The sequence below is a fragment of the Rahnella sp. CG8 genome (assembly GCF_023701875.1).
GTDB lineage: Bacteria > Pseudomonadota > Gammaproteobacteria > Enterobacterales > Enterobacteriaceae > Rahnella > Rahnella aceris.
The window spans coordinates 1-15,432 of sequence record NZ_JABAED010000019.1 but is presented as its reverse complement, the minus strand read 5'-3'; the positions used below and the strand labels follow the sequence as shown (position 1 = coordinate 15,432).

General features: G+C 51.8%; 13 protein-coding genes and 1 riboswitch. Of the genes, 10 read left to right on the top strand and 3 right to left on the bottom strand.

Features of this window, described 5'->3' with window-relative positions:
- Positions 1 to 47 precede the first annotated feature (47 nt).
- From argC to argH, 3 genes are all read left to right on the top strand, one after another.
- Positions 48 to 1,052, top strand: coding sequence for an N-acetyl-gamma-glutamyl-phosphate reductase (gene argC, locus HGO41_RS17435; RefSeq protein WP_013577571.1), 1,005 nt, complete (start codon positions 48 to 50; stop codon positions 1,050 to 1,052).
- Between the two features lie 131 nt (positions 1,053 to 1,183).
- Positions 1,184 to 1,957, top strand: a complete 774-nt coding sequence (gene argB, locus HGO41_RS17430; protein WP_013577570.1) for an acetylglutamate kinase — start codon at positions 1,184 to 1,186, stop codon at positions 1,955 to 1,957.
- An 83-nt stretch (positions 1,958 to 2,040) separates the two neighbouring features.
- Positions 2,041 to 3,414 (top strand): argininosuccinate lyase, encoded by a 1,374-nt coding sequence (gene argH / locus HGO41_RS17425; RefSeq protein WP_013577569.1) that lies wholly within the window; start codon positions 2,041 to 2,043, stop codon positions 3,412 to 3,414.
- Positions 3,415 to 3,468: 54 nt separating this feature from the next.
- On the opposite strand, the gene HGO41_RS17420 is transcribed toward argH, so the two are convergent.
- Positions 3,469 to 4,230 (bottom strand): glutathione peroxidase, encoded by a 762-nt coding sequence (locus HGO41_RS17420; RefSeq protein ID WP_013577568.1) that lies wholly within the window; start codon positions 4,228 to 4,230, stop codon positions 3,469 to 3,471.
- A 160-nt stretch (positions 4,231 to 4,390) separates the two neighbouring features.
- Between HGO41_RS17420 and oxyR the strand changes: the two genes are divergently transcribed.
- The gene (gene oxyR / locus HGO41_RS17415) at positions 4,391 to 5,314 is read left to right on the top strand and encodes a DNA-binding transcriptional regulator OxyR (protein ID WP_013577567.1); all 924 of its coding nucleotides are present in this window, start codon (positions 4,391 to 4,393) and stop codon (positions 5,312 to 5,314) included.
- Here the strand turns inward: oxyR and sthA are convergent.
- On the bottom strand, positions 5,297 to 6,697 hold the full coding sequence (gene sthA, locus HGO41_RS17410; RefSeq protein WP_037035313.1) for a Si-specific NAD(P)(+) transhydrogenase: 1,401 nt from the start codon (positions 6,695 to 6,697) through the stop codon (positions 5,297 to 5,299). The genes oxyR and sthA overlap by 18 nt on opposite strands.
- 212 nt (positions 6,698 to 6,909) lie before the next feature.
- Here sthA and fabR point away from each other — a divergent pair, with 212 nt between their 5' ends.
- The 4 genes from fabR to bglB all read left to right on the top strand — a co-directional run bounded on the left by fabR (position 6,910) and on the right by bglB (position 10,948).
- Complete coding sequence (gene fabR / locus HGO41_RS17405; protein WP_013577565.1) at positions 6,910 to 7,590, top strand: HTH-type transcriptional repressor FabR; 681 nt, start codon at positions 6,910 to 6,912, stop codon at positions 7,588 to 7,590.
- The gene (locus tag HGO41_RS17400) at positions 7,565 to 7,924 is read left to right on the top strand and encodes a YijD family membrane protein (RefSeq protein WP_013577564.1); all 360 of its coding nucleotides are present in this window, start codon (positions 7,565 to 7,567) and stop codon (positions 7,922 to 7,924) included. Before fabR ends, HGO41_RS17400 begins: the two co-directional genes overlap by 26 nt.
- Positions 7,925 to 8,197: 273 nt before the next feature.
- A complete protein-coding gene (locus HGO41_RS17395; protein ID WP_013577562.1) occupies positions 8,198 to 9,784 on the top strand; it encodes an MFS transporter in 1,587 nt (528 codons plus the stop codon).
- Between the two features lie 24 nt (positions 9,785 to 9,808).
- Positions 9,809 to 10,948 (top strand): beta-galactosidase BglB, encoded by a 1,140-nt coding sequence (gene bglB, locus HGO41_RS17390; protein ID WP_112152604.1) that lies wholly within the window; start codon positions 9,809 to 9,811, stop codon positions 10,946 to 10,948.
- A 70-nt stretch (positions 10,949 to 11,018) separates the two neighbouring features.
- Here bglB and trmA read toward each other — a convergent pair whose 3' ends face one another.
- Complete coding sequence (gene trmA, locus HGO41_RS17385) at positions 11,019 to 12,119, bottom strand: tRNA (uridine(54)-C5)-methyltransferase TrmA (protein ID WP_241916836.1); 1,101 nt, start codon at positions 12,117 to 12,119, stop codon at positions 11,019 to 11,021.
- Between the two features lie 141 nt (positions 12,120 to 12,260).
- A riboswitch (cobalamin riboswitch) is annotated at positions 12,261 to 12,535 on the top strand.
- Positions 12,536 to 12,606: 71 nt separating this feature from the next.
- On the opposite strand from trmA, the gene btuB reads away from it, so the two are divergent.
- Complete coding sequence (gene btuB / locus HGO41_RS17380) at positions 12,607 to 14,484, top strand: TonB-dependent vitamin B12 receptor BtuB (RefSeq protein WP_241916837.1); 1,878 nt, start codon at positions 12,607 to 12,609, stop codon at positions 14,482 to 14,484.
- Positions 14,429 to 15,310, top strand: a complete 882-nt coding sequence (gene murI / locus HGO41_RS17375) for a glutamate racemase (protein WP_217192453.1) — start codon at positions 14,429 to 14,431, stop codon at positions 15,308 to 15,310. The genes btuB and murI overlap by 56 nt, the downstream gene beginning before the upstream one ends.
- Positions 15,311 to 15,432: the final 122 nt, after the last annotated feature.

The window sequence follows — 15,432 nt, the reverse complement described above, 5'->3', positions numbered from 1 at the left end:
AAATTCATCCGGCCCCTACCCAAAAATTGAGAAGGTGAACAAGCCCTATGTTAAATACGCTGATTGTTGGTGCCACAGGTTATGCCGGAGCCGAACTCGCTGCTTACCTGAATCGCCACCCACATATGAACATAACCGGTTTAACGGTTTCAGCGCAAAGTGCAGATGCAGGAAAATTACTTTCTGATTTGCATCCTCAATTAAAAGGCATCGTCGATTTGCCTGTTTCGCCACTGACTGACGTGGCGGAAGCCGCGAAAGGTGTCGATGTGGTATTTCTGGCGACCGCGCATGAAGTCAGCCACGATTTAGCGCCACAGTTTCTGGCGGCGGGCTGCGTGGTGTTTGATCTATCCGGTGCTTTTCGCGTCAGCAAACCTGAGTTTTATACCGAATTCTACGGTTTTGAGCATCAGCATCTCGACCTGCTCGACCAAGCTGTGTACGGCCTGGCCGAATGGCAGGCTGACAAATTAAAAGACGCACAGCTGATCGCCGTTCCGGGCTGTTACCCGACCGCTTCGCAGCTGGCGCTTAAACCCCTTATCGAAAATGGTTTGCTCAATGACAGCCAGTGGCCGGTGATCAACGCCACCAGCGGTGTTAGTGGTGCAGGCCGTAAAGCCACGCTCGGCAACAGCTTCTGCGAAGTCAGCCTTCAGCCATACAAACTTTTCAGCCACCGTCATCATCCGGAAATTGCCGAGCATCTTGGCGTGCCGGTGATTTTCACACCGCATCTGGGCAACTTCCCGCGCGGTATTCTGGCGACCATCACCTGCCGTCTGAACGCGGGTGTCACGGAGCAGGACGTGGCGGAAGCCTTCCATAATGCTTATCACGATAAACCGCTGGTGCGTTTGTACACCAAAGGCGTTCCGGCGCTGAAAGACGTGGTTGGCCTGCCGTTTTGCGATATCGGTTTTGCGGTGAAAGGCGAACATCTGATTGTGGTGGCGACGGAGGATAATGTGCTTAAAGGCGCGTCCGCGCAGGCGGTTCAGTGCATGAATATCCGTTTCGGCTTCCCGGAAACACAATCACTGCTTTAACACTTCGTCAGATTGTCAGCAAACAAAAAACAACCGCCCCTGAGCTTTTATTCAGACGCGCAGGGGTGTTAGATTAAATTAAATGTATTGTTATTAATTAACATTCTCAACCGGTCGGGGCGCGAACAGCTATGAATCCGTTAGTCATAAAATTAGGTGGTGTGTTGCTGGACAATGAAGAAGCGCTCGAGCGCCTGTTCATGGCGGTAGTGGCTTATCGTCAGGAATATCACCGCCCGCTGGTTATTGTTCACGGTGGCGGCTGCCTGGTTGACGAGCTGATGAAAAAGCTGAATCTGCCGGTGGTGAAAAAAGCCGGTCTGCGTGTGACTCCGGCTGATCAGATTGACATTATCACCGGCGCACTTGCTGGCAGCGCTAACAAAACCCTGCTGGCGTGGGCGGTTAAAAATCATATCAACGCTGTTGGCCTGTCTCTGGCAGACGGCGGTACCGTCAGCGTTACACAGCTGGATGAATCACTGGGCTTCGTCGGTAAAGCCGAAGCGGGTAACCCGGCGCTGATTAACACGCTGCACGGCGCAGGCTACCTGCCGATTGTCAGTTCTATCGGCATCACCGCAAACGGCGAGCTGATGAACGTTAACGCTGATCAGGCTGCGACTGCACTGGCGGCCACGCTGGGCGCGGATCTGATCCTGCTGTCTGATGTCAGTGGCATTCTTGACGGCAAAGGTCAGCGTATCCCGGAAATGAGCGCAGAGAAAGCCGAGCAGCTTATCGCGCAGGGTATTATCACCGATGGCATGATCGTCAAAGTTCACGCTGCGCTGGACGCCGCCCGTTCTCTGGGACGTCCGGTTGATATTGCCAGCTGGCGTCATGCCGAACAATTACCGGCACTGTTTAACGGCGTCGCCATCGGCACACGTATTCTGGCGTAACGCACCGGCGGCGCATTCGGTATACCCTTTTCAAGGGCGCAGCATAGTGCGCCCTTTTGCATAAAAAATTCAGGAGCAGGAAAATGGCACTTTGGGGCGGACGTTTTACTCAGGCAGCGGATCAGCGGTTTAAAGAACTCAATGACTCACTGCGTTTCGATTACCGGCTGGCAGAGCAGGACATCGTGGGCTCAGTAGCCTGGTCCAAAGCGCTGGTGACCGTCAACGTATTAACCGCTGACGAGCAAATCCAGCTGGAAGAGGCGCTGACCGTGCTGCTGGAAGAAGTCCGTGCCAATCCCCGCGCTATTTTAGCCAGCGACGCCGAAGATATTCATAGCTGGGTCGAAGGTAAACTGATCGACAAAGTCGGTAATCTTGGCAAGAAACTGCATACCGGCCGCAGCCGTAACGATCAGGTCGCGACCGACATCAAACTGTGGTGTAAAGCGCAGGTGGTTGAACTGGGCGATGCATTGCATCATTTACAGCAGGCGCTGGTCGCCACCGCCGAAGCCAATCAGGACGCGGTGATGCCGGGTTACACCCATCTGCAACGCGCTCAGCCTGTGACCTTTGCGCACTGGTGCATGGCGTATGTTGAAATGCTGGCGCGTGACGAAAGCCGTCTGAAAGATACCCTGACCCGTCTGGACGTCAGCCCGCTGGGCTGTGGCGCACTGGCCGGTACGGCATATCCGATGGATCGCGAACAGCTGGCGGGCTGGTTAGGTTTTGCTTCTGCGACCCGTAACAGCCTCGACAGCGTTTCTGACCGTGACCATGTTCTTGAACTGCTGTCCAACGCGGCCATCAGTATGGTTCACCTTTCCCGTTTTGCCGAAGACCTGATCTTCTTTAACACCGGCGAAGCGGCGTTTATTGATTTGTCCGATCGCGTAACGTCAGGTTCCTCCCTGATGCCGCAGAAGAAAAACCCGGATGCGCTGGAGCTGATCCGCGGCAAATGTGGCCGCGTACAAGGCGCACTGACTGGCATGATGATGACCATGAAGGGCCTGCCGCTGGCGTACAACAAAGACATGCAGGAAGACAAAGAAGGGCTGTTCGATGCGCTCGACACCTGGATGGATTGCCTGAATATGGCGTCGCTGGTGCTGGACGGCATTCAGGTGAAACGCCCGCGTGCGAAAGAAGCTGCACAGCAAGGCTACGCTAATTCCACCGAACTGGCAGACTATCTGGTTGCCAAAGGCGTGCCGTTCCGCGAAGCACACCATATTGTGGGTGAAGCGGTGGTCGAAGCGATTAATCAGGGGAAGGCGCTGGAAGAATTGCCGCTGGCTGATTTGCAGAAATTCAGCAATGTGATTGGCGATGACGTTTACGCGATCCTTGAACTGCAATCCTGTCTCGACAAACGTGCCGCCAAAGGTGGCGTTTCTCCGCAGCAGGTCGCGCAGGCGATTGCCGATGCGAAAGCGCGTTTAGCGTAAAATAAAAAAGGCGGACCGAAGTCCGCCTGATTTTACTGTTTGGTTTCCCGACGCTTATTGTGCGACTTCGCACAACGCTTCTGTTTCTGAATGGAGGTAAACCTCCAGGTCGTCACTTCCCCCAATGTGGCGTCCACCGATAAAGACTTGCGGCACTGTCGCCCGCCCTGTCACGGCGCGCAGACTGACGGTGGTCGCGTCTTTACCTAATACAATTTCTTCGTACTGAATGCCGCGTTCCTGCAACATTTGTTTGGCTTTCGCACAGAACGGACAGCCCGGTTTGGTGAATACGGACACGGATTCTTGTACTTTAAATTCTGGTGCCAGATATTTGAGCATGGTGTCTGCATCAGACACTTCAAACGGGTCACCCGGTTTGTTTGGCTCAACGAACATTTTCTCGACTACACCATTGCGCACCAGCATGGAATAACGCCATGAACGCGGGCCGAAGCCTAAATCCGCTTTCTCAACCAGCATGTCCATGCCTTTGGTGAATTCACCGTTACCGTCCGGAATGAAAGTGATGTTGGACGCGTTTTGTTCGGCTTTCCAGGCGTTCATCACGAAGGTGTCATTCACGGAAACGCACAGAATGCTGTCGACGCCGTGGTTTTTAAAGACCGGAGCCAGTTCGTTGTAACGTGGAAGATGGCTTGAAGAGCAGGTCGGGGTGAAGGCTCCCGGTAATGAAAACACAATCACTGTTTTATTTTTAAACAGCTGCTCGCTGCTGAGATCTACCCACTGGTCGCCCTGTCGGGTGTGAAAAGTAACGTGCGGTACGTGTTTCCCTTCCTGGCTTGCAAACATGAATAACCTCTTAATTAATCAATAAAATACAAAATATTTTCGGCATTGCCGTTTCGCTGGGAGGCATTATTCACAATAATGGTTGATAGATATAATCGTTGATTGCTATCTTATCTATCGTTAACAGCTATCTCATTGCCTTTTAGGGACTGGAGGAAAAATGAACATTCGCGATCTAGAGTATCTGGTGGCGCTGGCGGAGTTCCGTCACTTTCGCCGCGCAGCAGATTCATGCCATGTCAGTCAGCCGACGTTAAGCGGTCAGATTCGTAAACTGGAAGATGAACTTGGCGTTATGTTGCTTGAAAGAACCAGCCGCAAAGTGTTGTTTACACAAGCCGGTTTGTTGCTGGTGGATCAGGCGCGCACGGTGTTACGTGAAGTGAAAGTTCTGAAAGAGATGGCAAGCCAACAGGGTGAAGCGATGTCCGGGCCGATGCATATCGGGCTGATCCCGACCGTCGGGCCTTATTTGCTGCCCCAGATTATTCCTTCGCTGCACAAAACCTTCCCGAAGCTGGAAATGTATCTGCACGAAGCGCAAACCCATCAGTTACTGGCTCAACTGGACAGCGGAAAACTCGACTGTGCCATTCTGGCGCTGGTGAAAGAGAGCGAAGCGTTTATTGAAGTGCCGCTGTTTGATGAGCCGATGAGGCTGGCGATCTACGACGATCATCCATGGGCATCTCGCGATCGTGTGGCGATGGCAGATCTGGCCGGTGAAAAACTGCTGATGCTGGAAGACGGGCACTGCCTGCGTGATCAGGCGCTCGGTTTCTGCTTCCAGGCAGGTGCGGATGAAGATACCCATTTCCGGGCAACCAGTCTGGAAACGCTGCGTAATATGGTGGCAGCGGGAAGCGGGATTACCTTGCTGCCATCACTGGCTGTGCCCAATGAGCGCAGCCGTGACGGCGTGACGTATCTGATGTGTGACAAACCGGAACCACGACGCACAATCGCGCTGGTATATCGTCCCGGTTCGCCACTGCGCGGGCGTTACGAGCAGCTGGCGGAAGCCATCAAAGAGCACATGCAGCCTTACATGGACCGAACCGCAGTCTTAAAACAGGCGGTTTAAGCCGTTCAGTGCCGCAACGCGATAGGCCTCTGCCATGGTCGGATAGTTGAAGGTGGTATTAACGAAATACTCGATAGTATTCCCTTCACCTTTCTGTTCCATGATGGCCTGACCGATGTGAATAATCTCGGCGGCGCGTTCACCAAAGCAGTGAATTCCCAGAATTTCTTTGGTATCACGGTGGAACAGGAGCTTCAGACTACCCACGTTCATGCCTGCAATTTGCGCGCGTGCCAGATGTTTAAACTGTGCGCGGCCCACTTCGTAGGGCACTTTCATCGCTGTCAGTTCCTGTTCGGTTTTACCCACGGAACTGATTTCAGGAATGGTGTAAATACCCGTCGGAATGTTTTCTATAAGGTGGACTTTCGCTTCGCCCTGAATCATGGCCTGCGCGGCGATACGTCCCTGATCGTAAGCCGCTGATGCCAGGCTTGGATAGCCAATGACGTCACCGACCGCATAAATATGCGACAGCGCAGTCTGATACATGCTGTTCACTTTCAGCAGCCCACGGCTGTCAGCTTCCAGACCAATGTTCTCCAGACCCAGTTTATCGGTGTTACCTGTGCGCCCGTTGGCATACAGCAGTGCATCAGCTTTCACTTTTTTACCGGATTTAAGATGCATGATCACACCGTCTTCCACGCCTTCGATCATCTCGAACTCTTCGTTGTGGCGGATAACCACACCGTTATTCCAGAAGTGATAGGACAGGGCGTCTGACATTTCCTGATCGAGGAAAGACAACAAGCGGTCACGGGTGTTGATTAAGTCCACTTTGACGTTCAGACCGCGGAAGATCGACGCATATTCGCAGCCGATTACACCCGCTCCGTAGATAATCACGTGGCGTGGCTCATGGCTCAGTTCAAGAATGAGATCGCTGTCGTAAATCCGCGGATGGCCAAAATCGACATTGGCTGGCCGGTAAGGACGGGAGCCGCAGGCAATCACGATGTTATCAGCGGTAATTTGTTCGTGTGTGTTATCGGCATAGCGGATGCTGATGGTGTTGGCATCCACAAAACTGGCATCTCCGGAAAACAGCTGGCATTGGTTTCTCTCATAGAAACCCTGGCGCATACGTGTTTGCTGATTAATAACCGAATCGGCGTGACGCAGGATGTCCGGGAAACTCGAACTCATAGTGCGGGAGTTATCACTGTAGAGCGGGTTTTGGTTAAATTCGATGATTCTGCTGACGGCGTGGCGTAATGCTTTGGAAGGGATGGTTCCCCAGTGAGTACATCCGCCACCGACGTTGTTATAGCGTTCGATGACAGCAACCCGGGCGCCTTGTTTAACCAGTCCCATCGCGGCGCCTTCTCCGCCAGGGCCTGAGCCAATGATGATGGCATCAAAATGTGAGTGCTGTGGCATGGTTCGAAACCTATTTTTATACAAAATCACAACGAGAAAGTAACATATTACACCTATTTACCCCACATGCGGTTGTCATTTAATGGTAATGCAGCAACATTCTGACCCACTTTATGCTGTTGTATCTTTGGCTCCGGCCGTTAAAATTTTTGGTATAGTGAAGCGATATCGGGCGAATAATCAAAAAGAAGAATACTATCCGGATGAAGGTTATGGGCGTAAGAGCACAACAAAAAGAGCGCACGCGCCGCTCGCTGATTGAGGCGGCTTTTAGCCAGCTTAGTGCCGAGCGTAGCTTTGCCAGTCTGAGTCTGCGTGAGGTTTCCCGCGAGGCAGGCATTGCGCCAACCTCCTTTTACCGGCACTTTCGCGATGTGGATGAACTGGGTCTGACAATGGTTGATGAAAGTGGTCTGATGCTGCGTCAGCTGATGCGTCAGGCACGCCAGCGCATTGCGAAAGGGGGCAGCGTGATCCGCACATCCGTCTCCACGTTTATGGAATTCATCGGTAACAATCCCAACGCATTCCGCCTGTTGTTGCGTGAACGCTCCGGTACGTCATCGGCATTTCGTGCCGCCGTCGCCCGTGAAATTCAGCATTTTATTGCGGAACTTGCCGACTATCTGCAACTCGAAAACCATATGCCGCGCAGTTTTACTGAAGCGCAGGCTGAAGCCATGGTGATCATCGTTTTCAACGCCGGGGCGGAAGCGCTGGATGTGGATATTGCACAGCGACGCCAGCTGGAGGAACGCCTGGTGTTGCAGCTGCGGATGATTTCCAAAGGCGCATATTACTGGTATCGCCGTCAGCAGGAACGGACGGCTGTGACCCCCCTCACTAATATGACCCGAGGTAAAGAAGATGACCGAACAACCGAACCAGGATAATGGCACTCTGGTTTTGGCTTTGATTGCCGGGCTATCAATTAATGGCACTTTCGATGCGTTATTCAGTTCTGTCGTAACGTTTTCGATCTTCCCGATCATTTCTCTGGTGTTAGCGGTGTATTGCCTGCACGTTCGTTACCACCGCGGTGAAATGCCGAAAGGGTTACCGGTTCTGGCCGCAGCCTGCTTCCTGCTGGGTCTGTTACTGTACAGCACCATCGTGCGCGCAGAATACCCTGAACTGGGCTCGAACTTCCTGCCGTCGCTGATTTGTGTGGCACTGATCTTCTGGATAGGTCTGAAGCTGAAAAAACGTAAGTCTTCCGCTCAGTAGTCCTTCCTCATAAGTAAAAGAGGCAATCTGCGGATTGCCTTTTTTTATATCCAGCCATTTAATGAACTGTCATTTCATTAATATCAAACCTATGTTCAATATTTAGAGATTGATCGCCCACTTCTTCATTTCTTTGCCATAAAGTCCGTTTGAGTGGCAAAAACCAAAAGGTTTTCATTCCTGCTCCTCGTTAATTTGAATCATGGCCGGACGAAGTATTTTCGTTCGCATTCAGCCTACGCCTATAGGTGATTTAACAGAGGCAACACGGCAATGAAAACACGTAAAATCGGATTCTTTAATTACATCGCTTACGGGTCAGGCGATTTTCTCGGGGCGGGAACGACAGCTCTGACTGCGGCGTGGCTACTCTATTTTTACACCACGTTTTGCGGTCTTTCGCCCATTGAAGCGACCTTTATTTTTGCCACCGCGCGCGTAGCCGATGCGGTGCTGAGCCCGCTGATGGGGTATCTCACTGATAATTTCGGCAACACCTGGCTCGGCAAGCGTTTTGGCCGCCGCAAGTTCTTCATCCTGCTCGGTATTCCTTGTGTGTTCAGCTACAGCTTCATGTGGGTGGGAGACATGGGATATGTCTATTATCTGCTGACCTATCTGCTGTTCGATATCGTCTACACCATGATTCTGGTGCCGTATGAAACACTGGTGCCGGAAATGACCGATGATTTCAAACAGAAAACTAAATTTTCCGGCGCCCGTATCGCTCTGGCACAGTTGTCAGCGATTCTGGCGGCCTTCCTGCCGGGGATTCTGTTGCAGCATTTCGGCAAAGATAATGCCATTTCCTTCTTCTATTCGAGCCTGGTCTTTGCGGTAATTTGCGCATTCGTTCTGACACTGGTGTATTTCTTTACCTGGGAAAGACCGGAAGAGCTCAAATCTGAAGCCACGAAGAAAATTGAGCGCGAACGTCAGCAACTGACGCTGGCGCAGAGCCTGAAACGTCTGAAAGTGGAATTATCCTCGACGCTGCGCATCAAGATTTTCCGTCAACATCTGGGGTTATACCTTGGCGGGTATATCGCGCAGGACGTGTTTAATGCCGTCTTCACCTATTACGTCGTGTTCGTGCTGATGCAAAGTGCTGCAATTGCCTCCAACCTGATGGGCATGATGGCCATCCTGCAATTCGTGGCGGTAATTGGCATGATCCCGCTGTGTATCCGCTTTGGTCCTGCACCATCTTATCGTCTGGCTGTTTCCCTGTTCGGGCTGGCCGCTATCTCGTACGGCGTGCTGTATTACACCGGTATGAATGATTCGATGTCATTACTGCTGCTGATTTCCGCGCTGGCCGGTCTTGGCCGTGGCGGGATCAACTACGTGCCGTGGAATATCTACACCTATATCGCTGACGTTGATGAAACCATTACCGGTCAGCGCCGCGAAGGGATTTTCGCCGGCGTGATGACGCTGACCCGCAAAGCATCACAGGCCGGTGCGGTGATGCTGGTAGGGATTATCTTGCAACTTGCCGGGTTCGTTTCCGGGCAAAGTCAGCAGGTTCCGGCAGTCGGTCATACCATTCTTGGTGTACTGGTGATCGGGTCATTGCTGATGCTCAGTATCGGTTTCACCATCTCCCTGTTCTTCCGTCTTAATCAGAAAACGCACGGTGTGCTGACCCGCGAAACGCAGAAAATGCGTGATGCTAACCGTATCGTACCGGAGCAAATTACGCCGGAAGACCGGGCTACGGTCGAAATGCTGACAGGAATGAAATACGAATCTCTGTGGGGCAATAACAACATCGGTTATCTGCATCGCAATAACCCGCCTCCCGAAAAGCTGACCCGTGAAAATACCGCTGAAATGCCGGTCCAGGGACGTTTATAAATTTTGAATTCACAGGAGAACGCCATGAAAGTTTTTGAAGTTAAACACAGTGCCTTGCTGCGACAGCCGGAACATTTCATTTCTCGCGGGGAACTGAAATCGCTGATCCACAACGTGACCAACAATCTGGTGAATATCGAAGATAAAACCGGTGAATTCCTGCTGCGGTTGGACGATGGCCGCGTGATTGATACCAAAGGCTGGGCAGGCTGGGAATGGACGCACGGTATCGGACTTTACGGGATTTATCAGTATTATCAGCAGACTGGTGACGAAAAAATGCGTGCGGTGATCGACGACTGGTTTACCGCGCGTCTGGCGGAAGGCACGCCGACCAAAAACGTCAATACCATGAGCCCGTTCCTGACGCTGGCTTATCGTTATGAGGAAACCGGCAATGCGGCATGGCGCCCTTATCTGGAGCGCTGGGCGGAATGGGTAATGTACGAAATGCCGCGCACTGATAAAGGCGCGATGCAGCACATCGTTTATAACAACGAAAATCACCAGCAAATGTGGGATGACACGCTGATGATGAGCGTGTTGCCCCTGGCGAAAATAGGCAAGCTGCTGGACCGTCCGGAGTTTGTCGAAGAAGCGACGTATCAGTTCCTGATGCATGTGCAGTATCTGATGGATCGCGAAACCGGTCTGTGGTTCCACGGCTGGACGTTCGACGGACATCATAACTTTGCGCAGGCCCGCTGGGCGCGTGGCAACAGCTGGCTGACCATCGCGATCCCGGAATTCCTCGAACTGGTGGATTTACCGGAAAATAACGCCACCCGTCGCTATTTATTGCAGGTGCTGGAAAGTCAGGTCAGTGCGCTGGCGAAATGTCAGGATGACAGCGGTTTATGGCATACGCTGCTTGATGACCCGCAATCTTATCTTGAGAGCTCAGCGACCGCCGGTTTCGCCTATGGCATTCTGAAAGCCGTGCGTAAACGTTATATCGATGCGTCTTATGCGCCGGTGGCGGAGAAAGCCATTCAGGGGGTGATCAAACACATCAACCCGGCAGGGGAGCTGACGCAAACATCATTCGGAACGGCGATGGGGAATGATCTCGATTTCTATCGTGAAATCGCGCTGACCTCGATGCCTTACGGACAGGCAATGGCGATCCTGTGTCTGTCAGAATATCTGCGGGTTTATCTGTAGTATTGCGGATAACGGACTGAAGTAAAAACGGGCACTCAAAAGGTGCCCGTTTTTGTTTTTTCATCCGCTGTCAGATTTTTTCCAGCAGCACGCCAGATTCCATATGGTGCGTATACGGGAACTGATCAAACAACGCCAGACGTGTCACGCGGTGCGTCTTGCTCAGTGTTTCCAGATTCGCGCACAGTGTTTCCGGATTGCAGGAGATATAAAGAATACGGTCGTAGCCTGCCACCATCTTCACTGTTTCGTCATCCAGTCCGCTGCGCGGCGGGTCGACAAAAATGGTGTTGCATTCATACCCGCTTAAATCAATATCCTGCAAACGGCGGAATTCGCGTACGCCATTCAGCGCCTGTGTGAAATCTTCGGCCGCCATGCGGATAATCTGCACGTTATCAATATGGTTCGCCGCAATGTTGAATTGCGCGGCTGTGACGGAAGGTTTGGCGATTTCTGTCGCCAGAACGCGGCGGAAGTTGCGTGCCAGAGCCAGCGAGAAGTTGCCGTTACCACAGTAAAGTTCCAGCAAATCGCCGGTCGAGTTTTCCGTGGCCTTCAGCGCCCATTCCAGCATCTGAATGTTCATCTCAGCGTTTGGCTGGGTGAAACTGTTTTCCACCTGACGGTAAATCATATCGCGGCCCGCCACCGGAAGGACTTCGTCGACATAATCCTGATCGAGCATGATTTTAGTTTTGGCTGCACGACCAATCAGCTGGATGTCAAACCCGTCAGCGCGCAACTGGTCGCGCAAGGCGGTGGCGGCATGCTGCCATTCGTCATCAAGCTTACGATGGTAAAGCAGCGAGGCAATGATTTTGCCACTGCGGGTCGACAGATAGTCGACCTGGAAGATCTTGCGGCGCAATGCCGGATCTTGTTTGATGGCCGCAATAAGCTTAGGCATCAGGCGGTTAATCAGTTCGCTGGCGGTCGGGAACTGGTCCACACGCACACGGGCTTTGGTCTGCTGATCAAACATGATGTGGTACAGGTCGCCTTCATCGTGCCAGACACGGAATTCGGCGCGCATACGATAATGGCTGACAGGAGAACGGAAAACGTCAGGCTGCGGCGCATTATAAGGCGACATCATCGCCGTGAGACGTGCGGTCTTTTCCGCCAGCTGGTCGTCATAGTGTTCAATGGGCAGGTTTTCAGGCGTCATCGGTTATCTCGTCTAACAGGAAGTAAATGAACAAACTTTGCGGGGGATTGTAGGGAAAGTCACTCCTATGTCCACCTTTGTTGCATTTCTTCCGGTAAAACATACCTGACGTTACGGATGTCTGGATTTCCAAATGGGTTGATCGTAGGATTGCGCTTCGGCCTCATTGACTGAGTTAAAAGGGAATCCGGTGTGAATCCGGAACTGGCGCGCAGCGGTATGGGGAAATCACGGCGATAGCATTCTTTATTATGCAGACACTGTTTCTTCTTTCTCTTTCCCTCTTTATATAAAGACAAGAGAGAAGAGGAGATGGGAAGTCATCGCCCGGTGCGGGTATTTTTTAATTAATTACGACGTAATTAATTAGCCTGCAAATCCTAAGTCCGAAGACCTGCCGATGTTACGTCGCATTAATCATCGTCGTCGCGAAATACCGTCGGTGATCCTCTGCGGCATCCGCCAATTAAGTTTGGATGCTCGATTCATGACAATTAAAAAGCATGTGCTGCTGACGGCATTATCTGTCACGGCTTTTTCAGGGTGGGCGCAAGACAGCACTTCCACAAACAGTGGTGATGATCTGGTTGTTACCGCGAACCGTTTTCCACAGCCCGTTTCCTCAGTACTCGCGCCGACGGATATCGTCACGCGCGCAGATATCGACCGGTGGCAGTCAAAATCTGTGGCTGATGTTTTGCGTCGTTTACCGGGCGTGGATATTGCCCAGAACGGTGGAATGGGCCAGCAGACCTCATTATTTGTTCGCGGAACGAATGCCAGCCACACATTGGTGCTGATGGATGGTGTGCGTCTTAACCAGGCAGGTATTTCCGGCGCGGTGGATATCAGCCAGATTCCCATTTCTCTGGTTCAGCGTATTGAGTTTATTCGTGGCCCACGCTCGGCAGTTTATGGCTCCGATGCCATTGGGGGCGTGGTTAACATCATTACCACGCGTGATAAATTAGGCACGACATTGACAGCCGGTATCGGTTCAAACGGCTATCAGGCTTATGACGGCTCAACGCAGCAGAAACTCGGTGAGAATACTGTTCTGACGGTAGCTGGGAACTATACCTATACAAAAGGTACCGATGTGGTGGCGAATCTGCCGGATAATTACGGTGATCCGCGTCAACCCGATCGTGATGGCTTCATGAGTAAGACGCTCTGGGCAGGTCTTGAGCATCAGTTCAACGACCAGTTCAGCGGTTTTGCCCGCGCATACGGTTTTGATAACCGCACGGCCTATGACGGAACATACAGTTACGCAGATCCGGCACACAGTGATGCGCTGCCTGACACACGCCAGTTGTACAGCCGGACTTACGATACCGGGTTGCGCTTCCAGCAAGGGATCTATTCGACGCAAATCAGCGGAAGCTATAGCAATACTAAAGACTACAATTATGACCCGAAATACGGTCCTTATTCCGCTTCTGCAACGCTGGACGATTCAGATCAATACAACCTGCAATGGGGAAACACTTTCCAGGTAGGGCAGGGAACCCTCAGCGCTGGCGCTGACTGGCAGAAACTCAGTACTCAGCCAGGCACCAACTATATTACCGATGGCTATACCCAACGAAACACGGGGGTGTACGCGACAGCTCAGCAAAAAGTGAGCGATTTTACTTTTGAAGGCGCAGTGCGTAATGACGATAATTCACAGTTTGGTTCGCATGGCACCTGGCAAAGTAGTGCTGCCTGGGAGTTTATTGACGGCTACCGTTTGATTGCGTCTTACGGAACAGCGTTTAAAGCGCCTAATCTGGGACAGTTATACGGCAGTTTTGGCGGTAATGCCGATCTTAAGCCTGAAGAAAGTAAAGAATGGGAAGGTGGGCTGGAAGGCCTGACCGGACCATTGAACTGGCGTTTGTCTGTTTATCGTAATGACATCGATCAGATGATCAGTTACGACAATCAGCAATTCGGTTATTACAATATCGATAAGGCAACAATTAAGGGTGTTGAATGGACCGGGTCTTTCGATACGGGTCCGTTGAGGCATCAGGTCACATTGGAATATTTGGATCCCCGCAATGCTGAGACCAACGAGATTTTATTACGCCGTGCTAAACAACAGGCGAAATATCAGCTCGACTGGACTGTGGCTGATTTTGACTGGTCGCTCAATTATCAGTATTTGGGTGAACGATACGATAAGAATTACAACACCAATGAAAATGTACGCCTGGGTGGTGTGAGTCTTTGGGATCTTGCTGTGTCATATCCGGTAACGTCACATCTGACGGTTCGTGGTAGAATTGCCAACCTCTTTGATAAAGATTACGAGACGGTTTATGGCTACGAAACACCAGGACGTGAGTACAACCTTACTGGAAGCTATACCTTCTGATACAACACAAGTTCCTGACCGCCCGACGGTGCTGGTTTTCGATTCTGGCGTCGGCGGGTTGTCGGTTTATGATGAGGTCCGGCAGATGTTGCCGGACCTGCACTATATATATGCCTTCGATAATGTGGCTTTCCCCTACGGCGAGAAATCCGAAGAGTTTATCGTTGAGCGCGTGGTGGAGATTGTCACCGCTGTTGCGAAACGCCATCCCCTTTCTATTATTGTCATCGCCTGCAACACTGCGAGCACCGTTTCTCTCCCCGCATTACGCGCCAAATTTAGTTGTCCTGTTGTCGGGGTTGTCCCGGCAATCAAACCTGCAGCTAAATTAACGCGTAATGGTGTGGTCGGATTGCTGGCGACCCGTGCGACAGTTCAGCGTCCTTATACGCATGATCTGGTCGCACGCTTTGCGACGGATTGTCAGATTCTGATGCTGGGTTCCGCAGAGCTAGTGGAACTGGCAGAAGCGAAGCTGCATGGCGAAGAGGTTTCACTGGCTGCATTGAAGAAAATCTTGCACCCGTGGCTGCGTTTACGGGAACCGCCGGATACCGTGGTATTAGGTTGCACGCATTTCCCGCTGCTTTCGCAAGAGCTGTCACAGGTTTTACCCGACGGCACGCGTATGATCGACTCGGGTTCTGCGATTGCGAGGCGCGCGCATTGGTTAATTGAAACTTCTCATGTGCCAATTCCTGAAAAAAAAGCCGATGTGGAAATCGAGTGTGTCGCCTACTGCATGGCGATGACTGCAGAGGCACAAAGTTTGCTGCCTGTTTTACAGGCATATGGCTTCAGAAGTATCCAGGAATTGTCGCTTTAAACATCATTTGATGAAAGATTCAGCGGTCGGTAAATTATTTGTATTTTAGGGGTTGCGGCCTTCTGAGAACTCCCTATAATGCGCCTCCACTGACCGGGAACAACGACTGACAAGTCGCCCGG